Origin of the sequence: Thioalkalivibrio sp. ALJ15 (genome assembly GCF_000383695.1) — a bacterium.
Classification (GTDB): domain Bacteria; phylum Pseudomonadota; class Gammaproteobacteria; order Ectothiorhodospirales; family Ectothiorhodospiraceae; genus Thioalkalivibrio.
Map to the genome: position 1 here is coordinate 490,301 of NZ_KB912056.1, position 22,547 is coordinate 512,847.

18 protein-coding genes and 2 pseudogenes are annotated in these 22,547 nt (G+C 67.1%); 19 read left to right on the plus strand and 1 reads right to left on the minus strand.

Features of this window, described 5'->3' with window-relative positions:
* Positions 1 to 60 precede the first annotated feature (60 nt).
* Positions 61 to 1,974: an ATP-binding cassette domain-containing protein gene (locus G015_RS0102340; protein ID WP_020146087.1), complete on the plus strand. Its 1,914-nt coding sequence runs from the start codon at positions 61 to 63 to the stop codon at positions 1,972 to 1,974.
* 166 nt (positions 1,975 to 2,140) lie between these two features.
* The gene (locus tag G015_RS0102345) at positions 2,141 to 4,156 is read left to right on the plus strand and encodes a methyl-accepting chemotaxis protein (protein ID WP_020146088.1); all 2,016 of its coding nucleotides are present in this window, start codon (positions 2,141 to 2,143) and stop codon (positions 4,154 to 4,156) included.
* Positions 4,157 to 4,167: 11 nt separating this feature from the next.
* On the opposite strand, the gene G015_RS0102350 is transcribed toward G015_RS0102345, so the two are convergent.
* Complete coding sequence (locus tag G015_RS0102350) at positions 4,168 to 6,132, minus strand: GNAT family N-acetyltransferase (RefSeq protein ID WP_028490874.1); 1,965 nt, start codon at positions 6,130 to 6,132, stop codon at positions 4,168 to 4,170.
* A gap of 224 nt (positions 6,133 to 6,356) precedes the next feature.
* On the opposite strand from G015_RS0102350, the gene G015_RS0102355 reads away from it, so the two are divergent.
* The 17 genes and pseudogenes from G015_RS0102355 (at position 6,357) to G015_RS0102430 (ending at position 22,527) form a co-directional block, all read left to right on the plus strand.
* Positions 6,357 to 6,656 carry an STAS domain-containing protein gene (locus G015_RS0102355; protein ID WP_018139565.1) on the plus strand — a complete coding sequence of 100 codons (300 nt, stop codon included), beginning with the start codon at positions 6,357 to 6,359 and terminating at the stop codon, positions 6,654 to 6,656.
* An 11-nt stretch (positions 6,657 to 6,667) separates the two neighbouring features.
* The gene (locus G015_RS0102360) at positions 6,668 to 7,030 is read left to right on the plus strand and encodes a response regulator (RefSeq protein WP_018139564.1); all 363 of its coding nucleotides are present in this window, start codon (positions 6,668 to 6,670) and stop codon (positions 7,028 to 7,030) included.
* Between the two features lie 2 nt (positions 7,031 to 7,032).
* Positions 7,033 to 7,750 (plus strand): annotated as a pseudogene (locus G015_RS14455) (Hpt domain-containing protein); the annotation flags it as partial.
* 92 nt (positions 7,751 to 7,842) lie between these two features.
* A pseudogene (locus G015_RS14460) lies at positions 7,843 to 9,054 on the plus strand (chemotaxis protein CheA); the annotation flags it as partial.
* A gap of 20 nt (positions 9,055 to 9,074) precedes the next feature.
* Positions 9,075 to 9,596: a chemotaxis protein CheW gene (locus tag G015_RS0102370; RefSeq protein ID WP_020146091.1), complete on the plus strand. Its 522-nt coding sequence runs from the start codon at positions 9,075 to 9,077 to the stop codon at positions 9,594 to 9,596.
* Between the two features lie 19 nt (positions 9,597 to 9,615).
* Positions 9,616 to 10,395, plus strand: a complete 780-nt coding sequence (locus G015_RS0102375) for a ParA family protein (protein ID WP_020146092.1) — start codon at positions 9,616 to 9,618, stop codon at positions 10,393 to 10,395.
* 17 nt (positions 10,396 to 10,412) lie between these two features.
* Entirely contained in the window at positions 10,413 to 12,647 is a 2,235-nt protein-coding gene (locus G015_RS0102380) for a methyl-accepting chemotaxis protein (RefSeq protein ID WP_018139560.1), read from the plus strand.
* A 20-nt stretch (positions 12,648 to 12,667) separates the two neighbouring features.
* Positions 12,668 to 13,489, plus strand: a complete 822-nt coding sequence (locus tag G015_RS0102385; RefSeq protein WP_018139559.1) for a protein-glutamate O-methyltransferase CheR — start codon at positions 12,668 to 12,670, stop codon at positions 13,487 to 13,489.
* Entirely contained in the window at positions 13,489 to 14,112 is a 624-nt protein-coding gene (gene cheD / locus G015_RS0102390; protein WP_020146093.1) for a chemoreceptor glutamine deamidase CheD, read from the plus strand. The genes G015_RS0102385 and cheD overlap by 1 nt, the downstream gene beginning before the upstream one ends.
* On the plus strand, positions 14,113 to 15,186 hold the full coding sequence (locus G015_RS0102395) for a chemotaxis response regulator protein-glutamate methylesterase (RefSeq protein WP_018139557.1): 1,074 nt from the start codon (positions 14,113 to 14,115) through the stop codon (positions 15,184 to 15,186).
* Between the two features lie 13 nt (positions 15,187 to 15,199).
* Positions 15,200 to 16,399, plus strand: coding sequence for a methyl-accepting chemotaxis protein (locus G015_RS0102400; RefSeq protein ID WP_018139556.1), 1,200 nt, complete (start codon positions 15,200 to 15,202; stop codon positions 16,397 to 16,399).
* Between the two features lie 43 nt (positions 16,400 to 16,442).
* Complete coding sequence (locus G015_RS0102405; protein WP_018139555.1) at positions 16,443 to 16,748, plus strand: STAS domain-containing protein; 306 nt, start codon at positions 16,443 to 16,445, stop codon at positions 16,746 to 16,748.
* Positions 16,745 to 18,472 (plus strand): SpoIIE family protein phosphatase, encoded by a 1,728-nt coding sequence (locus G015_RS0102410; protein ID WP_018993336.1) that lies wholly within the window; start codon positions 16,745 to 16,747, stop codon positions 18,470 to 18,472. The genes G015_RS0102405 and G015_RS0102410 overlap by 4 nt, the downstream gene beginning before the upstream one ends.
* A gap of 72 nt (positions 18,473 to 18,544) precedes the next feature.
* Positions 18,545 to 19,270 carry an SDR family NAD(P)-dependent oxidoreductase gene (locus tag G015_RS0102415; protein ID WP_020146094.1) on the plus strand — a complete coding sequence of 242 codons (726 nt, stop codon included), beginning with the start codon at positions 18,545 to 18,547 and terminating at the stop codon, positions 19,268 to 19,270.
* A gap of 255 nt (positions 19,271 to 19,525) precedes the next feature.
* Positions 19,526 to 19,729: a cold-shock protein gene (locus G015_RS0102420; protein ID WP_012983920.1), complete on the plus strand. Its 204-nt coding sequence runs from the start codon at positions 19,526 to 19,528 to the stop codon at positions 19,727 to 19,729.
* Positions 19,730 to 19,941: 212 nt separating this feature from the next.
* Positions 19,942 to 21,510, plus strand: coding sequence for a murein biosynthesis integral membrane protein MurJ (gene murJ / locus G015_RS0102425; protein ID WP_018139552.1), 1,569 nt, complete (start codon positions 19,942 to 19,944; stop codon positions 21,508 to 21,510).
* A gap of 54 nt (positions 21,511 to 21,564) precedes the next feature.
* Positions 21,565 to 22,527: a bifunctional riboflavin kinase/FAD synthetase gene (locus tag G015_RS0102430; protein ID WP_020146095.1), complete on the plus strand. Its 963-nt coding sequence runs from the start codon at positions 21,565 to 21,567 to the stop codon at positions 22,525 to 22,527.
* Positions 22,528 to 22,547: the final 20 nt, after the last annotated feature.

Here is a 22,547-nt window from a genome sequence, read left to right on the forward strand (position 1 = left end):
CCCTGAACCCCTTCTGCCCGGCGTTTGCCGGGTTCCCCAACTGGATTCCTCTCGATCTCGATGGCTCTGCTGACCCTGCGCGATATCCACCTGGCCTATGGCATGGCGCCGTTGCTGGATGGCCTGAATCTGAGCCTGGAGCCCGGCGAACGCGTGGCGGTAGCCGGGCGTAACGGCGAGGGCAAGTCGACCTTGCTCAAGGTGATTGCGGGTGCAATCCAGCCGGACTCGGGCGAGGTGGTCCGCCAGGACGGCCTGGCGACCGCATACCTGACCCAGGAGCTGCCGCCCGGGGTCGAGGGCACGGTGTTCGATGTGGTCGCCGAGGGGCTGGGCGAGGCCGGGCAACTGCTGGAGCGTTTTCACCACCTGAGCCAGGCCGCCGCCAGTGGTGACGCCGAGGCCCTGGAGAAGATGGGCCCGGTCCAGGCCCGGCTGGAGGCGATCGACGGCTGGAGTCTGCAAAACCGGGTCGAAACGACGCTTTCGCGCCTGGAGCTCGACCCCGAGGCCGGATTCGCTGCGCTCTCCGGCGGGCTCAAGCGTCGCGTCTGGCTGGCGCGCGAGCTGGTGCGCGAGCCGCAGCTGTTGCTGCTGGACGAGCCGACCAACCACCTGGATGTGGCTGCGATCCGCTGGCTGGAGGAGTTCCTGCGCGGGAGCGGGCTCACGGTGGTGTTCATCAGCCATGACCGCCAGTTCATGGAACAGGTCGCCACTCGCATCCTGGAGCTGGATCGTGGCCAGGTGTACGAACACCCGCCCTCGATCGAGGCCTTCCGCACGCGCCAGGCCGAGCGCCTGGAGGTCGAGGCGCGTCAGCGCGCCGAGTTCGATCGCAAGCTGGCGCAGGAGGAGACCTGGATCCGCCAGGGCATCAAGGCCCGGCGTACCCGCAACGAGGGGCGGGTGCGCGCCCTGCAGGCCCTGCGCAAGAAGCGCGCCGAACGACGCGAGCTGGGGGGACAGGTACGCATGCAGCTGTCCCCCGAGCAGCGTTCCGGCCGTTTGGTGATCGAGGCGGAGCATGCGGACTTCGGCTACGGCGACACGCCGGTGGTGCGCGACGTGAACCTGCTGCTCCAGCGTGGCGACGCCCTGGGCATCATCGGCCCCAATGGCGCCGGCAAGACCACGCTGCTGCGCGGGCTGCTGGGCCAGGTGGAGCCACTTTCCGGAACGGTCAAGCTGGGCACCCAGCTCGAGATCGCCTATTTCGACCAGGCACGGGCGCGTCTCGACGAGACGACCACCGTGCAGGATGCGGTCGGCGAGGGCCGTGACCGCGTCACCGTGAATGGCGAGACCCGACATGTGCTGAGCTATCTCGGGGATTTCCTGTTCCCGCCGGAACGCGCGCGCCAGCCCGTATCGGCCCTGTCCGGTGGCGAGCGCAACCGGTTGCTGCTGGCCAAGCTGTTTCTGCGCCCGGCCAATTTGCTGGTACTCGACGAGCCCACCAACGACCTGGATGTCGAGACCCTCGAGCTGCTGGAACAGCTTCTGATCGAGTACACCGGCACGGTGATCGTGGTCAGCCACGACCGCGCGTTCCTCGACAACGTTGCGACCAGCACGCTGGTGCTGCCCGGCGATGGCACGGCCGAGGAATTCGTCGGCGGTTGGTCGGACCTGCCCGCACGCGTCACGCAACGCCTGCTCACGCGCGAAGCGGATACCGGAGCCCAGGAGGCGCCCGCCGCACCCGAGGCCCGCTCCGAGCCGACGTCCGCGGTCGCGGAACCGCCGCCCCGCGCCCGCAAACTCTCCTACAAGGAGGCTCGCGAGCTGGAGGCCCTGCCAGGCCAGATCGAGGCGCTGGAAAACGAGCACCAGTCGCTGGCCGAGGCCCTGTCGGATCCAGAGGTATTGCGCGATGGGGAGCGCGTGCGCGAGTTGCAGGCCCGGCTCGAACAGGTCGAACGAGACCTGGCGGTGGCTTACGAGCGCTGGGAGGCGCTGGAATCACCCTGACTCTTTCCGCGTCATCCGGTGTGATGTGACTCTCAAAACGGCCGGGGCTCAACTTCAGGGGAATGCGGCCGTAACAGGGGATGAATCGTCTCTACAGGCAGCGGAAGACCCGCTTGCACGTGATGGCATGCGCCCGGCAGAAGGCGCTGAGGAAGGAGTCAACACCATGCTGGACAAACTCTCCATTCGGGGACTGCTGATCGCCGGCTTTGGGCTGGTCGTCGCGATCCTGATCATCAATTCGCTGCTGGCGCTGCGTGCCCTGAATGTGGGCGGACAGGGCGTGGCCGAACTGACCCAGTCCGACTATCCGGCTGTGGCGCGCGTCAATGAGGTGGAGCAGCTGTTGCAGGAGAGTGCCGCCTTCCTTGGCTTCTACCTGATGAGCGAGGAAGAGGACCACCGCGACGCCTGGCTGAACGCGATGGACGAGCTGGACGTCGCCATGGATGCCCTGGTCAACGATCCGGTCGTGCAGGGCTCGGATGAGCTGAGTGCCTCTGCGGAACAGGTGCGCGCGAACATTGATGGCTTTGCCGCGCACCGTGACCGTCTGATTGAAGTGGCCGAGGACGTGGCCCAGAACATGCCGGCCCAGGGTGTCGCCAACTCGCGTGCCAATCCGGCAACCATGCAGATGACCCAGCTGACCAGCACCATGATCGACGAGGAGATGGCGCGGGCACGCTTCCAGCGCTCGTTCGAGCGTCTCGGCGATTTCTACAGCCTGCGCACCAACCTTTTGCAGATCACCTCGAACCTGCGCGGTTTCATCGCGTTTCGTGATGACTCCTTCGAGCAGAATCTGCGACTGTATCTCGGCCAGACCCACGACGTGCTGGCGCGGTTGCTGGAACAGTACGACGAGCTCGACTTCGAGCAGCAGATCGCGGTCGAGGACTTCGAAGGGCTCCTGAATGATCTGGATAGCGCGATCCAGGACATCGTTCGTATCCACGGCAGCGAGGAGGCCCTGCAGGACGCATTCCTGATCCGTACCGAGGTCGGCCCGGTGATCTTCGAGGCACGTAATGAACTGCAGCAGCTGTCCGAGCGCATCACCGGCCGTGCTGAAGTGTCCGCCGCCGAGCTGACCGCGACCATGCGCAATACCCAGGTGACGCAGGGCGTGCTGGCGCTGATCGGCGTGATCCTGGGTGTGGCCGGCGCAGTCTTCATCATCCTGGTGGTGCGCCGTGCGCTCGCCCACTCGACCGAGGCGCTGGAAGAGATCGCCGACGGTGATGGCGACCTCAGCCGCCGCCTGGACGAAAACGGCCTGTTGGAGACCGCCCAGCTGGGGCGTGCGTTCAACCGCTTCACTGACAAGATTGCGCAGGCGATCGGTAACGCCCGTAGCGGTACCGAGACCCTTAACCGTGCGACCGAGAACCTGAATCAGGAGGCCTATCAGGCCCGCGAGGTGGTCTCGCGTCAGCGCGACGAGACCGAGCGCGTCGCCACGGCGATCAACGAGCTGCAAAGCAGCGCCGAGGAGATCGCGCGTAATACCGATGCCACCTCCCAGGCCGGACAGGAGGCCAGCGGTGCGGTGAACAACGGCGCCGACGTGATGGAGAAGAACATCGAGTCCATGTCCTCCCTGCTGGGCACGGTCGAGCAGGCCGCCGGCACTGTTGCCAAGCTGGGTGAAGACTCGAAACAGATCGGCACCATCCTTGAAGTCATCCGCGGCGTAGCCGAGCAGACCAATCTGCTGGCCCTCAACGCGGCGATCGAGGCCGCCCGTGCCGGGGAACATGGCCGCGGGTTTGCCGTGGTGGCCGACGAGGTACGCAAGCTGGCGACCCGCACGCAGGAGTCCACCGACGAGATCGAGAGCATGATCTCGCGTCTGCAGACCGCCACAGGCTCTGCGGTGAAGGCGATGCAGCACGGCCAGGAAGAGGCCGAGACCACCATGGAGCACACCGCCGAGGTGAATGGGGCCCTGCAGCAGATCCGCCAGTCGGTGACCACGATCGTGGAGATGACCGATCAGATCGCGGTTGCCGCGCGTCAGCAGAGCACCGTGGTCGAGGACATCAACCGCAACATCGTGCAGATCTCCGACGGGGCCGATCAGTCTGCCAACACCGCCGATCGGGTCAGCGCGGCCTCCGACGAGCTCAAGCAGGTCGAGCGCGAGATCCAGCAGGCGCTGGCCCAGTTCCGGCTCTGATGACGGCTGGATCAGCCCGGGGGCTGCCCCCCGGACTCGACCCGGGTGCGCCAGGCCTGCGCGGCCTGACGCAAACGCCGTACCACGCCGCGGCGTCCGGAGACCCCCAGACGGACAGCCAGGTCGTCCCAGTCGATCGGTGGCTCCAGGGCGGTGGCCAGCACGGTTCCTTCTGTATCGGTCGGCGGCTGCGCGCGTAGCTGGCGGACCAGGGCCGGGAGTACCCATTCCAGTGGCCGGGCGCGCTCGGCGAAGGCCTTGAGCTCCGCCAAGTCCTTTGTCATCGCCGGATCAGGTCCGGCCTCCGGAAAAAGGGCTTCCAGCGCCCGTGCCAGGGCCGTTTCGTGCCGGGGCCACAGACGATCCCGCCATGCGGGCCAGTCCCGGGCCTGTGCGGCTGCCAGGCATCGTATCGGCCCGGCGAGCGTGTCATCGACCGCCTTCAGGACTACACCCCCTGGGCGGCCGCTGTAGGGATCCGGGCGCAGGCCGGCACGTAGCAGGTCGAAGCCCCCGCGTTTCCACAGCCCGAGCAGGCCGGAATCCAGGCCAAAGCTGGCCCCGACCATGCCGATACCCTCGGCCCGAGCGCATTCGGTGATCTGGTGCAGCAGCCGCTGTCCCAGCCCGCGACCCTGCCAGTGCGGATGCACCGCGATGCGCTGGATGCGCCAGACCGGGTGCCGGGCCAGGTCGAACGCCCCCTGGGCTGCCAGCACGCAGGGCAGAAAATGCCCCTGGGGTCGGCGCTCTCCTGCCCAGACCGCTTCGGCCATGCTGGCGTCCAGTCCCGGTTCCACGCCCACCAGCACCACGCCGAACAGGGCCCCGTCGCGGATGCCCTCGAGCGTCAGCAGGTGGATGGCGGCGTCGTCCAGCCAGCGCTGCAGATCCGAGGGCCGGGTGCGGTAGTGCGCATCGGCCAGCAGGCCGGCCACGGCCTCCAGTCGCCCGGGCTGCGTCGCCAGCTCGGATGCATGGCTCCAGTGCCATCGCACCGCCTGCGGCTCTGGCGCGGCACTGGGGGCCCCCAACAGGAACAGGTCATCGATCCAGCGCTCCAGCGGGTCGCCGGGTTCCCAGCGCACTGGCGTCTCCAGGCGCGCGTGGCGCATGCGAAGACCCGCCTGTTCCAGCGCGGGCAAGGCGCGCAGCCGAAAGCCCTGCCCGCTCCCCTCGAAGCCACCCGTCGTAGTCGCCAGCACCAGTCGTTGCCCCCGCCGTGCCAGCCGCAGGAGGTGGTCGACCGGGAGTGCGGCGGCCTCGTCCACCACCAGGGTTTCCGATTGGGCGGCCGCCGCCTCCAGCGCGGCAGGGGCGTGGTAGCGCAGCTCTTCGGGGACACGGCCCAGGTGCGCTTGTATGGCCTTGTGTACCGCCTGGACAGCCGCCTCGGTCGGGGCTGTCAGGGCCATGCCCCTGGGCGTGGGGGTCGGAGAGGATCCGGCCATCCAGTCCCCCAGCAGGGTCGATTTGCCGCGGCCGCGGGCTGCGGTCAGGACGCCGCATTCGCCGGGTGCCAGTGCATCCAGCAGTCTGCGGGCCGCCTGCTGGTCCGGCGTCCACTCAAAGGGTGTTCTCTCGCTACGCGGGAGTGGCCAGCGATCCGGTCCTTCCTGGACCCATTCCACCAGTGGCGCCCGCAGCGCTGTGCGCCAGCGCCTGGACCAGGCCCCGTGGCCGGGTTCGTCCAGCAGCAGCAGAATCCCACCACCGCGCAGGAGCCCGGCGGCGATCGCAAGGGCATCACCGGGAAGGGGTGTGGTGGCCTCGAACACCACTGCATCACACTCGTGGCCCAGCCAGTGGCCGGCCTGGGCCGGCCGGGTACGGGGCACGCCTTCTGGTGGATGGCTGCCCACCCAGAGCGGTTGGCAGTTGTCCGGCATGCGCGCCAGCCAGCGCGTCGCCTGGTCCCGACCCTGGTTCGACCCGCGGAGCGCGAGCACGCGCCGAAAAAGGGTGTTCACCGCCATCCCCATTCGCCTTTCGGCGTGCCCGGCAAAATATCCGGGTAATCGTGCAGAGGCCCGCGCGGCCCCACGCTGCCAGCAGATTGTTGAGAACGGGTTCTCAAGTTTTCGACTCGGAGGCCGTACAAGTATTCTACAGGGACCCTGTATTTTCTTGTACAGATCCTGTACAAAAGAGTCCGGAGCATGGGGATCCGTCGCTTCGTCACTCACAAAGGGTACTGCACATGAACAAGGTTCTGCTGCCGGAAAGGCTGCGCATCGACACGGTGGGTGAATGCTGGGAGAGCCTGCGAGGGGCGATCGAGGCAGGCCAGCCGGTCGCGCTGGAGGCAGCGGGTGTGCGGGATGTCGACGCTGCGGGCGCCCAGATGCTGCTGATGGCAGAACAGGCCGCTCGCCACCAGGGTCAGGCCCTGGTCTACGAGTCCTGCAACAACACCCTTGAACAGGCGCTGGCCGCACTGGGTCTGGCTGAACTCCATGCCCGGATGCAGGCCGCGCCTGCCACTCACGACCCGATTTGAGGACATAACGTATGGCGAAGGTACTGGTGGTGGACGACTCGGCCTCGATGCGCCAGATGGTCGCATTCACGCTCAAGCAGGCGGGCCACGAGGTCACCGAAGGCCGCGACGGCAATGATGGGCTGAGCAAGGCCCAGGGCCAGAAGGCGGATCTCGTGATCACCGACGTGAACATGCCGGGTATGGACGGCCTGCAGATGACGCGCGAGCTGCGCAAGCTCGGCGACTACAAGTTCACCCCGATCCTGGTGCTGACTACCGAGGCCGGCCCGGAGAAGAAGCAGGAAGGCAAGGCGGCCGGCGCGACTGGCTGGCTGGTCAAGCCGTTCGACCCGGACCAGCTGATGAACACCGTGAACCGGGTGCTGCGCTAGTCATGTCCATCGACATGGCCCAGTTCGTCGACGCCTTTCTCGAGGAGAGCTTCGAGGGGCTGGAGCGCATGGAGACCGAGCTGCTGGCGCTCGAGGGCGGTGGCGATCCGGAGACGTTGAATACCATCTTTCGTTCCGCGCACTCCATCAAGGGCGGGGCCGGGACCTTCGGCTTTGCCGCGATCTCCGAATTCACCCATGGCGTGGAGACCCTGCTCGACCGCCTGCGTAATGGCGAACAGGCCGCCGACCGTGACACGGTCAACCTGCTTTTGCGCGCGGTGGACATCCTGCGCGCGCAGCTGGAGGCCGCGCGCGACGGCGGCGAGGCGGACCCGGCCGAGGTGGCCGAGGTGCGCACCCTGATCGAGGCCCATCTGGGCGAGCCGTCATCGGCCGAGCCGGCACCCGGGAGTGCCGGTGGGGAGTCGCGCGCCGGCTCGGGCTGGCGCATCCACTTCCGGCCGCACCGCGACCTGATGCGTACCGGCAATGACCCGCTGCGTATGTTCGAGGTGCTGGAGGAGCTCGGCACGCTGCGGGTGACCTGCGAGACCGGTGATCTGCCGGATACCGCCGAGGGCTTCGACCCGGAGGACTGCTACCTTGCCTGGACCCTGGAATTGGAGGGTGACGCGACCGAGGATCAGCTGCGCGAGGTCTTCGAGTGGGTCGAGGATGAGTGCGACCTGAGCATTGAGCCGCTGCCATCCCCCTCCGCGCCCAGCGACCAGGACGTGCCGGTTGTGGAGGAAAGCTCAACCGGGGAGCGAGAGCCCGCCGAAGGTGGCGCCCGTCAGCCCGCCGCCAGTCGGGGGGCCGAGTCCAGCTCCATGCGCGTCAATACCGGCAAGATCGACGCCCTGATCGACATGGTCGGCGAACTGGTGATCACCCAGTCCATGCTGACCGATATCAGCGAGCAGCTGGAGGACGACCCGTCGCAGGTGGAGGCACAGATCGAACGCCTGCGCACCGGCCTGGCCGACCTGGAGCGCAACACCCGCGAGTTGCAGGAGAGCGTGATGGGCATCCGCATGGTGCCGATCGCGCAGATCTTCAATCGCTTTCCGCGGCTGGTGCACGACATCTCCGGCAAGCTCGGCAAGCAGATCGAGCTGACGCTCAAGGGTGAATACACCGAGATCGACAAGACCGTGATGGAGCACCTGGGCGACCCGCTGGTCCACCTGGTGCGCAATGCGGTGGACCACGGCATCGAGCTGCCCGAGGCCCGTCGCGCGGCCGGGAAGCCGGAGACCGGCCAGGTCACGCTGGAGGCCTACCATCGCGGCGGCAACGTGATCATCGAGATCCGCGACGACGGCAAGGGCATGGATGCCGAACGCATCCTCGCCAAGGCGCGCGATGCCGGCCTGGTCGGCCCGAATCAGCACCTGGAACGCCACGAGGTCCTGCAGCTGATCTTCGAGCCCGGGCTGTCCACCGCCGACCAGGTGAGCGACCTCTCCGGGCGCGGCGTTGGCATGGACGTGGTCCGCAAGAACATCCGCGGGCTCGGCGGCAACGTGGAGCTGGAGTCTCAACCCGGTAAGGGCTCGCGCCTGACCATCCGCCTGCCGCTGACGCTCTCAATCATGGACGGCCAGCTACTGAAGGTGGGCGAGGAGACCTTCGTGATCCCCCTGATCGCGATTGTCGAGTCGCTGCAGACGCAGGCCGGCAGCGTGCAGCAGGCCTTCGGCAAGCTGCCGCTCTACCGGCTGCGCGACGAGTACATCCCGATCGTGGACCTGGCCGCCCTGTTCGGGCGCGCCGAGCCCAGCCCGCTGCCGGACCCGGCCCTGCTGGTGGTAGCCGAGGCCGACGACCAGCGCGTGGCCTTGCGGGTGGATGACCTGCTCGGCCAGCAGCAGGTCGTGATCAAGACACTGGAAACCAACTTCCGCAAGGTCCCCGGTACCGCTGGCGCCACCATCCTCGGGGATGGTCAGGTCGCCCTGATTCTGGATGCGGCGGGCATCGCGCGAATGGCCGCCAGGCGCGATACCCGCGCGGCCTGACCTACAAGGAGCCAAGCATCATGGCGAACGACGCAACCCAGTCCATCCACGACCCGGCCACGGCCGGCGAAGACCAGTACCTGACCTTCATCCTCGCCGAGGAGGAATACGGCGTGGACATCCTGCGGGTGCAGGAGATCAAGGGCTGGGAACGCCCCACACCCCTGCCGAACACGCCCGACTACATCCGTGGCGTGATCAACGTGCGCGGAATGATCGTTCCGATCATCGACCTGCGCCTGCGTTTCGGCATGGAACCGCTGGACTACGGTCCCACCACCGTGGTGATCATGCTGCGCGCGATCAACGAGGAACGCGAGCGCGTGATGGGGGTGGTGGTCGACGCCGTCTCCGAGGTCTACAACGTCGGCGCCGAGGACCTGCAGCCGGCGCCGGACTTCAACACCCGTATCGGAGTCGACTTCGTGCGTGGCCTGGCGACGCTGGACGAAAAGATGATCCTGATGCTGGATATCGACACCCTGCTCGGCGCCGGCCTGATCGCCAGCGCCGATGCCATCGAAGCGGGGGCTACGGCCTGAGGCCGGCCCGACAAGGACGATGCGGACGATCGCGGTGATCAACCAGAAGGGCGGGGTCGGCAAGACGACCGTGACCCTGAACCTGTCGCATGCCCTGGCGCTGGCCGGGTATCGCGTGCTGGCGATCGACGCCGATCCGCAGGGTCACCTGTCCATGGCCTTCGGCCTGGAGGACCCCGCCGGGCTGGACCGCGTCCTGCACGGCGGGGCGCGCCTGGCGGACGCTTTCAGCGAGGCCGGCAACGGCCTGCAGATCGTCGCCGCCGGGGAGCAGCTGCAGGAGGTGGAAAACCTGCACGCGGGAGGGGCCGAGCGGGGCTGGCGCCTCAAGCGTGCGCTCGACGATTTGCCGGAACCGTTCGATTTCGTATTGATCGACTGCCCGCCCTCGGCCGGGTTGCTGGGGATGAACGCGATCATTGCCGCCGACGAATTGCTGATCCCGGTCGCCGGCGACTTCCTGGCCTTGAACGGGCTGTCGCGGCTGATGCGCATCCTGCAGGGCATCGAACAGCGCCTGGGCCGGGCGCGCACCAAGTGGATCGTGCTGTCGCGCTTTGTCGAGCAGCGCCGTCACGCCCGCGAGGTGCGCGAGCGCATACGCGAACACTTCGCCGCTGCCCTGCTGCCCACCACCATCCGCGAAACGGTGGTGCTGGCCGAGAGCCCGAGCTTCGGGCAGACGATCTTCGAGTACCAGCCGCGCCATCGCGCGGCCAGGGATTTCCAGCAGCTGGCCGCCGACCTGGTCGCGGCCGGGGCACAACCGACGACCCGCCCACCGGCGGCACACGCCTGAGCCGGGGAGAACGGACCATGACCACACGCAAGCGCAACAAGCTGGGCACCGACCCGCTGGGCTGGATGGACACCGCTGCCTCAGCGTCCGACGCGAGTCCCGACGACAGCGCCACCGAGGTCGCGACTGCCGCGCCCGAACCCGGCCCGGAACCGGTTCCGACACAGAAGACACGCCAATCCACGCGCCGCCGGAAACCGGCTGCGCGACAGACGAACACGCCAAGCGAGGACACAGCAATGGCCGCCAATCCGAAACCGAACGTTGCCGGCACTGCCCCGGACGAACTGATGGACAACCGCTTCATGCAGGCCGCCTGCGAAGGCTCGAAGATGGCCGTGATGATGTGCGACGCGGACATGAACATCATCTATGCCAACCCGTCCGTGCTGTCCTTCCTGCGCGAGCGGCGCGATGCAATCCGCCGGGTATTTCCGAACTTCGATCCGGAAAACCTGATCGGCCAGTCCATCGACCAGTTCCACAAGGATCCGTCGCACCAGCGCGTGATCCTGAGCAACCCCGCCATGCTGCCTTACACCGCGGAGATCGAGGTCGGCGGCATCGAGTTCAGGCTGCTGGCCTCCGGCGTCACGGACGACAGCGGTCAGATTATCGGCAACATGGTCGAGTGGCAGGACATCACCGAGGTCAACACGCTGGAGCGCGAGCGCGCACGCTTCAAGGCCGCGATTGATGGCGCGACCACCCCGCTCATGATGTGCGACGAGAACATGACCATCACCTTCGCCAACACATCGCTGACGGCCATGTTCCAGAAGCATCTTGCGGCCTTCACCCAGGCCTTCCCGGGCTTCAACCCCCACAACCTGGTCGGTCAGTCCATCGACCAGTTTCACTCGGTTCCGTCGCATCAGCATTCGATCCTGAAGGACCCGTCCAGGCTGCCGTACGAAACCGAAATCAGCCTGGGCGACCTGCGTTTCTGGATTAACGCGACCGCGATCATCGACGACGAAGGCAATTATGCCGGCAACATGCTGGAGTGGCGGGATGTCACGGAGATGCGGACCGCCGAGGCCGAGATCGATGCCCTGATCCGCGACGCGGCGAGCGGCAATCTGGGCGAACGCCTGGAGACCGAGCGCTACAGCGGATTCACCCAAAGTATCGCCGAGAGCCTGAACGAGCTGCTCGACGCCGTCGTCCCGCCGGTGCGCGAGGGCTCGCGGGTGATGCAGGCCATGGCCGAGGGTGATCTGAGCGTGCGCATGCAGGGCGAGTTCCGGGGCGAATTCGCCGAGTTCCGCGACGCCATCCACACCTCGCTGGAGAACCTCGACCAGCTGGTCGGGCAGATCCTCGAGGGCGCCGGCAACGTGCGCTCGGCCTCGGCCGAGATCGCCCAGGGCAATACCGACCTGTCCCAGCGCACCGAGGAACAGGCCTCCTCGCTGGAGGAGACCGCCTCGTCAATGGAAGAGATGACCTCCACGGTCAAGTCCAACGCGGACAACGCAAAGCAAGCCAATCAGCTCGCCAGCGCCGCCCGCGACAAGGCCCAGGAAGGCGGCGAGGTGGTCGACAAGGCCGTGACCGCGATGGGCGAGATCAACCAGTCCTCGAAGAAGATCGCCGACATCATCGGCGTGATCGACGAGATCGCGTTCCAGACCAACCTGCTGGCACTGAACGCGGCGGTCGAGGCGGCGCGGGCCGGCGAACAGGGCCGCGGCTTCGCGGTGGTCGCCACCGAGGTACGCAACCTGGCGCAGCGCAGCGCTCAGGCCGCCAAGGAGATCAAGACCCTGATCAACGACTCGGTGGAGCGCATCGGCGAGGGCAGCAAGCTGGTCGACAACTCCGGCAAGGCCCTGGAGGACATCGTCGACTCGGTGAAGAAGGTTTCCGACATCATCGCCGAGATCGCCGCGGCCAGCGAGGAGCAGTCCACCGGCCTCGACGAGATCAACAAGGCCGTGACCCAGCTCGACGAGGTCACCCAGCAGAACGCCGCCCTGGTCGAGGAGGCCGCGGCCGCCAGCGAATCGCTGGACGACCAGTCGCGCGAGCTGCTGGACCTGATGAGCTTCTTCAAGGGCGAGCAGGCCGCGGCCGCCGGGCAGGCAATGAGGCAACCGAGTGCCCGTTCGGCCCCGGCGGGCGCCCGCGCCCAGAGCGGCGCCTCTGCGCTGAAGCGGCCGGCCTCTGCCAGTGGCAACGCCGGCAGCAAGCGCCCGACCCCGGCCCCGTCGCGCCAGGAGGCCTCCGAAGAATGGGAGGAGTTCTGAGGATGGGGGCTCGATGCTAGATGGCCGCCTCCGATCGCCTGAGCGAACGCGACTTCCGGCGCGTGGCGCGCCTGACGCAGGAACGCACCGGGATCATGCTCAACGAGAGCAAGAAGGAGCTGGTCTTCAGCCGGCTCTCGCGGCGGCTGCGCGTGCTCGGCCTGGATGCCTTCGACACCTACCTGGACCGGGTCGAGGGCGGCGACGAGGGCGAGCTGGAGGAGTTCATCAATGCGCTGACGACCAACCTGACCGCGTTCTTCCGCGAACCGCACCACTTCGAGATGCTGGGCGGTCCGGTGCTGGAGGAGCTCCGGCGGGCTAACCCGACCGGCCCGCTTAAGGTCTGGTCGGCCGGATGCTCCACCGGCGAGGAGCCCTACTCCATCGCGATGACGCTGGCCGAGGCCCTGCCGTCGCCGGAGGATGTGCGCATCCTCGCCACCGATATCGACTCGCGCGTGGTCGCCCATGCCGATGCCGGGGTGTATGACGCCAAGCGCGTCACCGGCATCCCGCAGGCGCGCCAGAAGCGCTGGCTGCTGCGCGGGACCGGCGCCAACGAGGGCCGGGTCAAGATCCGCGACGAGCTGCGCGCCATGCTGAACTTCCGCCAGCTGAACCTGTTCGACCCGTGGCCCATGAAGGGCCCGCTGGACGTGATCTTCTGCCGCAACACGCTGATCTATTTCGACAAGCCGACGCAGAAGCAGCTGGTGGAACGCTTTGCGCGCCTGCTGCGCCCGGAGGGCTACCTGTTCATCGGGCATTCCGAGTCGCTGTTCCGCGTGACCGAGGACTTCCGGCTGCTGGAGCAGACGCTGTACCGGAGAGCGGCCTGATGTCCGCCCTGCCGCAGCTGCACGATGGGGCCTTCGCGCACATCAACCGCTACTGGGACCGGGTGCACGCCTGCCCGGCCGCGAAGCTGCTGCCGGGGGAGTGCTACGTATCGGTCTCGCCGACCGAACTGATCACCACGGTGCTGGGCTCCTGCGTGTCCGCCTGCGTGTGGTCGCCCACGGCCGGCGTTGGCGGCATGAACCACTTCATGCTGCCGGACGGCGCCCGTGACAGCGGTTGGGGACCGGCGGTCTCCAATGCCACGCGCTACGGCACCCATGCGATGGAGTTCCTGATCAACGAACTGCTGAAGCTGGGCGCGGAGCGAAGCGACCTGCGCGTAAAGATGTTCGGCGGCGGCCGCGTAATGGCCGGGATGACCGATGTCGGCGCCGGCAACATCACCTTCCTGCGCCGCTTCCTGCGCGAGGAGAACCTGGACCTGGTCGCCGAGGACGTCGGCGGACACTGGCCGCGCAAGGTCGTGTTCTTCCCCGCCACCGGGCGCGTGCGCATCAAGAAGCTCGTGTCCCTGCACAACAACACCCTGCTCGAGCGCGAGCAGGACTACCGCCGCCGGCTGCAGGACGATCCCCTGCGGGGCGACGTGGAGCTGTTCTAGATGCCCGCCACTGCCAAGCCCGTTCGCGTCCTGGTCGTCGATGACTCGGCCCTGATCCGCAAGCTGCTGACCGAGATCCTCGGCGCGCAGGACGGGATCGAGGTCGTGGGTGCCGCGACTGACCCCTATGATGCCCGCGAGAAGATCAAGCAGCTGGAACCGGACGTGCTGACCCTGGACGTAGAGATGCCGAAGATGGATGGCATCACCTTCCTGCGCAACCTGATGCGCTTGCGCCCGATGCCGGTGGTGATGGTCTCCTCGCTGACCGAGGCCGGGGCCGAGGTGACCCTGGAGGCGCTGGAGATTGGCGCGGTGGACTTTGTCACCAAGCCGAAGGTCGATGTGTCGCACGAGCTGCAGGCCTACAGCGACGTGCTGGCCGAGAAGGTGCGCGCGGCCGCGCGGATGCGCCTGCAGGCCCGCAGTGCCGCCACGCCAGCCCCGCAGCGGCTGGCCGCCGTGGGCGGTCGCCTGAAGACCACGGATCGGGTCATCGTGCTGGGGGCCTCTACCGGGGGCACCGAGGCCCTGCGCGAGGTCCTGACCGCGCTGCCGCCGGACGCCCCCGGCATCCTGATTACCCAGCATATCCCGGCGGGCTTCAGCAAGGCCTTCGCCGAGCGCATGGACCGCAACACCGCGCTCAGCGTGAAGGAGGCCGCCGATGGCGATGTCGTGATGTCCGGTCACGCCTATGTCGCCCCGGGCACCGACTACCATCTGCGCCTTGCTCGCGACGGTGCCCGCTATGTCTGCCGCCTCGACACCTCGGCGCCGGTCAACCGGCACCGGCCGAGTGTGGATGTGCTGTTCCGCTCGGCCGCCGAACAGGCGGGGGCCAACGTGGTCGCCGCCCTGCTGACCGGAATGGGGGATGATGGCGCCGAGGGTCTGCTGGCCCTGCGCGAGGCGGGCGCCCACACCGTTGCCCAGGACGAGGCCACCAGCCTCGTCTGGGGCATGCCCGGGGAGGCCGTGAAGCGGGATGCAGCCGTGCAGGTATTGCCACTGAACCGTATCGCCGCCGCCCTGATCCGCGACCACCGCGAATCCGCCCGAACGGGCATCTGAACAGGAGGTCGTCATGCAAACTCTCAAGGACTGGATTGTGCGTAGTGGCACGCTGCGGGGGCTGGCGTTGGCCCTGGTCGGCGTATTGTTCCTTCTGGCCCTCGCGATCGCGGCCAGCGGACATCCTGGCCAGGCCGCGCTGATGGTGCTGCCCCTGGTGCTGGCTGGGCTCCTCGTCGTTGGCTTTGGCCTGCGCGAGGCCGCGACTTCCGGTGAACCATCGGGGACTGACTCCCATGCTCCCCGCGTGACCGGGGGCGCCGAATTCTCGGAGGAGCTCGATCAGGCCATGCAGTTCGAGCTCGGGCAGCTGGAAGAAGAACTGACGCGACAAAAGGGACTGATCGCGGATGCGGTCGGGGACCTCAACGACAGTTTTGCCAGCATGCACCAGATCACCGAGCGCCAGATGCAGCTGATGAACAGCAACCTGCAGGCGGAAGGTGGCGACGAAGGCATGAGCCAGACCCAGATCATCGCGGAGCTTACGCGGCGCTCCGACGAGACCCTGCAGATGTTCATTGACACCCTGGTGGAGATCTCGCGCCAGAGTGTCGAGAGTGCGCACCACATGGAAGACATGGGCCAGCACATGGACGGGGTGTTCAAGCTGCTCGACTCGGCCGGGGCGATCGCCGGCCAGACCAATCTGCTCGCGCTGAATGCCAGCATCGAGGCGGCGCGGGCCGGCGAGGCCGGGCGCGGGTTTTCCGTCGTCGCCGACGAGGTGCGCGCCCTGTCGCAGCGTTCGGCGACCTTCCACGAGGACATTCGCGGCCAGATCGATGCCGCCCGTGAGGCGATCGCCAAGGTCACGGGCACCGTGCACGACATGGCCTCGCGCGACATGAACCAGAGCCTGGAGGAGAAGGAGCGCATCCAGGAGCTGTTCGGCTACGTGCAGCGCGCCACCGACGAACTGGACATGCGCATGCAGGAAGAGGCGGAACTCAGCGAGCGCATGCACCAGGCGGTGGCCACCGCCGTGCGCTCACTGCAGTTCGAGGATATCGCCCGGCAGTCCCTCGGCACGGCCGAGGATGCCCTCGCTCACCTGCACGAGCTGCAGGGCATCCTGCAGGAGGCGCATGCTACCGACGATGCCCATGCGATGGCCGGGCGGGTGCGGGCGTGGCGCGAGGAGCGGCAGAATACGCATCACCGCGCGGTCAGCCAGGAGGGGCTGAGTGCCGGCGAGGTGGAACTGTTCTGAACCGTCGAAGACCCATTCCCCGACAACAAACAGCGAGGAACGCATGAGTATCGAATCCCACTCCAGCGCCGACGGCAAGGAAGTTCGCATTCGCGTCCGCGGCCGTTTCGATTTCGAGTCCCATCAGGAATTCCGCGCGGCCTATCGCAATACGCCCGGCACGGGTATTCGCTACGTAGTCGACCTTTCGCAGACGGAATATATGGACAGCTCCGCCCTTGGAATGCTGCTCCTGCTGCGCGAACACGCCGGGGGCGAGTTTGCCGAAGTAACGATTGCCGGCCCGTCCGAGGGCGTGCGCAAGGTGCTGGATATCGCAAACTTCGGCCGCCTGTTCACCATCCAGTGACGTACGCCTCCGACGCATTCTCGCGGCAGGAGGCGGCTGAAGATCCCCTCAGCGGCGAGGGCCGCGTGCTGGTTGTCGATGATGACAAGCACAATCGCCGTCTGCTGCACATGATGCTGGAAGGCTGCGGCTATACCACCGTAGAGGCGGAGAATGGCCTCGAGGCCATCGCGATCTGTCGGGACGATCCACCGGATCTGATCTTGATGGACGTGATGATGCCGGAGATGGATGGCCTGGAGGCGACTCGCCGCATCAAGGCCGACTGCGACGGGCGGTTTGTCCCGGTCATCTTCCTGACGGCCCTGGACGACGAGCACACGCTGCTGCGGGCCATCGCCGCCGGGGGCGACGACTTTCTTGCCAAGCCACTCAATCTTTCCGTACTCAAGGCCAAGATCCACGCCATGGAGCGCCTGCGCGATCTGCAGGCCGACCTGCGAAGCCGCAACGACCAGCTGCTACGCGCTTCGGCGCGTCAGGCCTGGGAAGAGGAGACCGCCGAAAGCCTGTTCTCGCGGGCCATTACACGCCGCAATCGCGGGCACGAGCGCCTGGGGGTTGGCCACCTGTCCGCGGCCACCTTCAGCGGTGACGTCGTGCTGTCGGACTACACCCCGGAGGGCAGTCTGCGCGTCCTGCTCGGGGATTTCACCGGCCACGGGCTGTCGGCCGCGATCGGCGCCTATCCGGTCAGCGAGACCTTTCACACCCTGACCCGGGAGGGCGCCGCAGACGCCGAGCTGATCCATCAGCTGAACCACACCCTGCATACCTTTCTGCCGCCGACCATGTTCATGGGGGCGGTGCTGATCGGCTTCAGCCCGGATGGACGCCAGGCGCGCATCTGGAATGGCGGCATGCCGGATGTGCGTATTTGTTCCGCTCGGGAAGTGCGCCACGTGGCCTCTCAGGCCATGCCGCTCGGGATCCTGCCGCGTCTGGAGCGCGGGCTGCTGCCGGAGGAACATGCTGTCGGGCCGGACGACACCATCATCGCCAGCAGCGACGGGGTGATCGAGGCGGTGAATGCCGCGGGCGAGGCGCTGGGTGACGAGGCCCTCGACCGGGCCTGCTGCGGCCAGCGCGCCGATTCGATATACGACACCGTCTGGGGTGTCGTGCAACGGCATGCCGAGGGCACCACGCCGGATGACGACATGACCCTCGTCTGCATCCCTTGTACCTCGGAGGTTCTGCTCGACAGCCCGGTCACAACGGGTGCCGAGAACACCGGAAACCTGCGCTGGTCGCTCGAGCTCGGCGGTCCACAGCTCGCTCGGGCCGACCTGACCCAGGAGGCCCGGAACCAGTTGCGGCACTGGTTCCCGGATCTGGGCGAACACGCCGAAGCCCTGCATACGGTGATCGCGGAGTTGTGCAACAACGCGTTCGAGCATGGTGTGCTGGGCCTGGATTCCTCGATGAAGACCACCGTGGAGGGCTTCGAGGCCTATTACCGTGCCCGCAGCGAGGGCCTGGCCTGCCCGCGTGGCCGGATCGGGATTTCGCTGCATTATCGTCGGCGGGGCGATGCCCACTGCATGCGTATCCGCGTCCGCGACAGCGGTGCGGGCTTCGACCACGAGGCCGTTCGCGCCGCGATCGAGGGCGCGGGGGCCGAGCGGCTGTGGGGCCGCGGCCTGAATCTCGTGCACCGGCTCTGCACCCGCGTGCGGCACGTTGGCCGCGGCAACCTCGTCGAGGCCGAATACTGCTGGTAATCTTCGGGCCGTTTTCGGTCCCGTCGGCATCCACACGGGACTGCCCTGCAGCGTATTCGAGGAGACGGGAGCATGAACGAGACCAACCCCATTCGATCCGCCCTGATCACCGGTAATTCCAGTGGTTTTGGTCTTGGCCTGACGCGTGTCCTGATGCAGCGCGGCGCGAGCGTGCGCGGGATGAGCCGCAGGGGATGTCCGGAATCGGGTGTGGCGGCTGACGAGCGAGCGGATCTGTCCGATTTCGATGCCACCGCCGCTGCGATGGAGCGTCTGCTCGAAGGGGTCGACGAGCTGGATCTGGTGATCCTGAACGCCGGGTTGCTCGGCCATATGCAGCGCATGCAGGACGCCTCGATGGACGAGCTGCGCCTGCTGATGGATGTGAACACGTTCGCCAACAAGATCATTCTGGACGCCCTGCTGCGTCGCAACGTGCGCGTGGGGCAGATCGTGGCAATCTCGTCCGGGGCCTCGGTGTCGGGCCACGCGGGCTGGAGCGGCTACTCGCTGTCCAAGGCCGCGCTGAACATGATGATGCAGTTGTACGTCCACGAGTTTCCCGAGGACACCGCGATCAACGCTCTGGCCCCCGGGCTGATCGACACCGCGATGCAGGACTATCTATGCGATGAGGCCGACCGCGAAGCCTTCCCGGTGCTCCAGCGGTTGAAGGCAGCGCGTGGCACCGAGACCATGCCAACGCCGGAGAAGGCCGCCGGGGCCGTGCTGGCGGTGCTGCCGCGCCTGCGCCAGACGACGCGCGGGAGTTTTGTGGACATCCGGCAGCTGGACTGAGGTAGCCGCAACGCCGTGCGCGGTTCAGTCAGCGTCTCCCTCGCAGGAGGTATTCCAGCCGAACCTCCTGAATGTCACGTAAATTTCTCGGAGGGTGGTTGGCTTTTGCCGGAATGCAGGCGTATAGTCGTGATCGTGGTCTGCGGATGAACGGCAACACTAGGAAGTTTCTAGTTTCTGAACCAGTGCTCCCGTTGATCTGTTGGCAGCATCCCGCGACCACATTTGTTAGTTACATTTAAGAGGTTACAAGTTGTGAATACTGGTGTTGTTAAGTGGTTCAACGAGAGCAAGGGTTTCGGTTTCATCACCCCCGATGATGGCGGCAAGGACGTGTTTGTGCACTTCTCCGCGATCAGCGGTTCGGGTTTCAAGACCCTGGCCGAAGGCCAGAAGGTCTCCTTCGAAATCCAGGAAACCGCCAAGGGCCTGGCCGCCGGTGAAGTGACCGCCCTGTAAGGCGCACTTCCCAAGGCTGACGACCCCTCGCGGGTCGTCCAGGAAAGGTCGCCTCCGGGCGGCCTTTTTTGTGTCTGCGTTTCCGTTATTGCGAGGCGTCGAATAACTCCCAAACAGGGCCGGCGCACGCCCTTTTGAACGCTGCGCACGGCCGGGCGTATTCGATGTGCAGTACACTGCCGGCCTTTGTGCATGGACCCGCGCTGCCCGCGATGAACCGCCTGTTCCGCTCCACCGCCGTTGTCAGTGGCATGACCATGATCTCGCGGATCATGGGCTATCTGCGCGACATGGTGCTGGCGGTTACCTTCGGCGCCGGGGCCGCGACCGACGCCTTCTTCGTCGCCTTCCGCATCCCCAACTTCCTGCGCCGGCTGTTCGCGGAAGGCGCGTTCAACCAGGCCTTTGTACCGGTGTTCGCGGAGTTTCGCGAGAAGCGCGGGCGCGAGGCCCTGCGCGACCTGCTGGATCACACCGCCGGCACGCTGATGGCTGTGGTTTCGGTGGTCACGCTGATCGGCATCCTGGCCGCGCCGCTGCTCATCTGGGTGTTCGCCCCGGGGCTCGCCACGCAGGAAGAGGGGCGCCAGGATCTCGCCGGGCAGATGCTGCGCATCACCTTCCCCTACCTGCTGTTTATATCGCTGACCGCGATGGCTGCGGGGATCCTGAACAGCATCGGGCGCTTCGCGGTCCCCGCCTTTACCCCGGTGTTCCTGAACCTGGCGCTGATTGTCGCCGCACTGTGGCTGGCGCCGATGTTCGCGGAGCCGATCGTCGCGCTGGCCTGGGGCGTGTTCATCGCGGGTGCCTTGCAGCTCGCCTTCCAGATCCCGTTCCTTTTGCGCGCGGGGCTGTTGCCGCGGCCGCGTTTCCGTCGTGCACACGAGGGGGTGCGGCGCATCGTCAAGTTGATGCTGCCGGCCATCCTCGGGACCTCGGTCGTGCAGATCAACCTGCTGGTGGACACCCTGGTGGCCTCGTTCCTGGTGGCCGGGTCGATCTCCTGGCTCTATTTCGGCGACCGCTTCGTGGAGCTGCCGCTGGCGCTGTTCGGCATCGCGATCGGTACCGTGATCCTTCCGCGCCTGGCGCGGCAGTACAACCAGGCCGATCCGGCCGCGTTCGGGCGCACGCTGGACTGGGCGCTGCGCCTGGCCATGCTGGTGGCCCTGCCCTCGATGGTCGGCCTGATCGTGCTCGCCGTCCCGATCCTGGCCACCTTGATCCAGTATCAGGCCTTTACCCAGTGGGACACCTACATGGCCGCGATGGCGCTGGCCGCGTATGCGCTGGGTCTGCCGGGCTTCATCCTGATCAAGGTGCTCGCCCCGGGGTTCTTCGCCCGCCAGGACACCAAGACCCCGGTGAAGATCGCGATCATCGCGATGCTCGCCAACATCGTCCTCAACGGTGCATTTGTGCTGCCCTGGTACCTGTCCGGTATCCCGGGCGCGCACGCCGGACTGGCGCTGGCTACCTCGGCCTCCGCCTACATTAATGCGGGTCTGCTCTATCGCGGGTTGATCCGCGAGGGGATCTATCAGCCGGGGCCCGCGCTGAGGCGTCTGCGTGCGGGGCTGCCCGTCGCGCTCGGGGTGATGGTCCTGGTGCTGGCTGTTCTCTCGCCATCATTCGGGCAGTGGACGGACTGGACGGTGAGCACGCGCCTGTTCGCACTGACCGGCTTGATCACCGCCGGGGCCGGCGCGCTGATCCTGACGCTGCTGGCCGCAGGGCTTCGGCCCCGACACTTCCTGTTACGGGAGGCGAGCGAATGATGCCGGGACTTTGCCTGGCGGGTTATACTTGCGGTTTTGCTCGGGATCGGGGCGATGCGGCTGATTCGCGGCCTGGGGCCGTCCGACAGCAGGGCTTCCACGGCAGCGGCCTTGCATGGCGCGGTGGTGACCATTGGCAACTTTGATGGTCTGCATCGTGGCCATCAGGCTGTTCTGGGGCGCCTGCTCGAGGCGGCGCAGGATCGCCAGGCGCCGTCAGTCCTGATGACCTTCGAGCCGCTGCCGCGCGAGTACTTCGGCAGCCGGCCCGAGGCCCCGGACCCGCCCGGGCGCCTGCAGCGCCTGCGCGACCGCCTGATCACGCTGGGGGATACCGCGCTCGAGGCCGTCTGGATCCTGCGCTTCGATGCGAAACTGGCCGGCCTGTCGGCGACCGCCTTCATCGAGGAGGTGCTGCACCAGCGCCTCGGCGCGCAGCATGTACTCGTTGGGGACGACTTTCGCTTCGGCCGCGGCCGCGAGGGGGACCAGGCCCTGCTGCGCCGCGAGGGCGAGCGCCTCGGCTTCAGTGTCGAGGGCACCCCGACGGTCGCGGATGCCGAGGGCCGGATCAGCAGCACCCGGGTACGCGCGGCGGCGCTGGACGGCGACTTCGCGCGCATGGCCGAACTGCTGGGGCGGCCCTACCGGTTGCACGGGCGGGTCGCACATGGCGACAAGCGCGGCCGCACGATCGGTTTCCCCACCGCGAACCTGCGCATGGGGCCCTGGCCTCTGGCGCTGCGCGGGGTCTACTCCGGCTGGCTGCGCCGTGCATCGGGCGAGGCCCTGCCGGCGGTCGCCAATATTGGCTGGCGTCCGACGGTGGCGGGCACCGAGCAGCGTCTGGAGGCGCACGTGCTTGAGGGCAGCCCCGACCTCTACGGCGAGGCCGTGTGCTTCGAACCGATCGCGCGGGTCCGCGGCGAACAGCGCTTCGAGGGGCTGGACGCCCTGTGCGCGCAGATCGCACTCGATGTCGAGACCGCCCGCGCGCAACTCTCCGAACACGACTGAAACCGGCCCGCAGGGCCGAT

Bases quoted from the DNA above. Each gene is read 5' to 3' on its own strand.
- G015_RS0102375 (WP_020146092.1), top strand. From the start codon at position 9,616: ATGCGGACGATCGCGGTGATCAACCAGAAGGGCGGGGTCGGCAAGACG.
- murJ (WP_018139552.1), top strand. From the start codon at position 19,942: ATGAACCGCCTGTTCCGCTCCACCGCCGTTGTCAGTGGCATGACCATG.
- G015_RS0102360 (WP_018139564.1), top strand. From the start codon at position 6,668: ATGGCGAAGGTACTGGTGGTGGACGACTCGGCCTCGATGCGCCAGATG.
- cheD (WP_020146093.1), top strand. From the start codon at position 13,489: ATGTCCGCCCTGCCGCAGCTGCACGATGGGGCCTTCGCGCACATCAAC.
- G015_RS0102395 (WP_018139557.1), top strand. From the start codon at position 14,113: ATGCCCGCCACTGCCAAGCCCGTTCGCGTCCTGGTCGTCGATGACTCG.
- G015_RS0102355 (WP_018139565.1), top strand. From the start codon at position 6,357: ATGAACAAGGTTCTGCTGCCGGAAAGGCTGCGCATCGACACGGTGGGT.
- G015_RS0102370 (WP_020146091.1), top strand. From the start codon at position 9,075: ATGGCGAACGACGCAACCCAGTCCATCCACGACCCGGCCACGGCCGGC.
- G015_RS0102400 (WP_018139556.1), top strand. From the start codon at position 15,200: ATGCAAACTCTCAAGGACTGGATTGTGCGTAGTGGCACGCTGCGGGGG.
- G015_RS0102405 (WP_018139555.1), top strand. From the start codon at position 16,443: ATGAGTATCGAATCCCACTCCAGCGCCGACGGCAAGGAAGTTCGCATT.
- G015_RS0102350 (WP_028490874.1), bottom strand. From the start codon at position 6,132: ATGGCGGTGAACACCCTTTTTCGGCGCGTGCTCGCGCTCCGCGGGTCG.
- G015_RS0102385 (WP_018139559.1), top strand. From the start codon at position 12,668: ATGGCCGCCTCCGATCGCCTGAGCGAACGCGACTTCCGGCGCGTGGCG.
- G015_RS0102430 (WP_020146095.1), top strand. From the start codon at position 21,565: ATGCGGCTGATTCGCGGCCTGGGGCCGTCCGACAGCAGGGCTTCCACG.
- G015_RS0102345 (WP_020146088.1), top strand. From the start codon at position 2,141: ATGCTGGACAAACTCTCCATTCGGGGACTGCTGATCGCCGGCTTTGGG.
- G015_RS0102415 (WP_020146094.1), top strand. From the start codon at position 18,545: ATGAACGAGACCAACCCCATTCGATCCGCCCTGATCACCGGTAATTCC.
- G015_RS0102340 (WP_020146087.1), top strand. From the start codon at position 61: ATGGCTCTGCTGACCCTGCGCGATATCCACCTGGCCTATGGCATGGCG.
- G015_RS0102380 (WP_018139560.1), top strand. From the start codon at position 10,413: ATGACCACACGCAAGCGCAACAAGCTGGGCACCGACCCGCTGGGCTGG.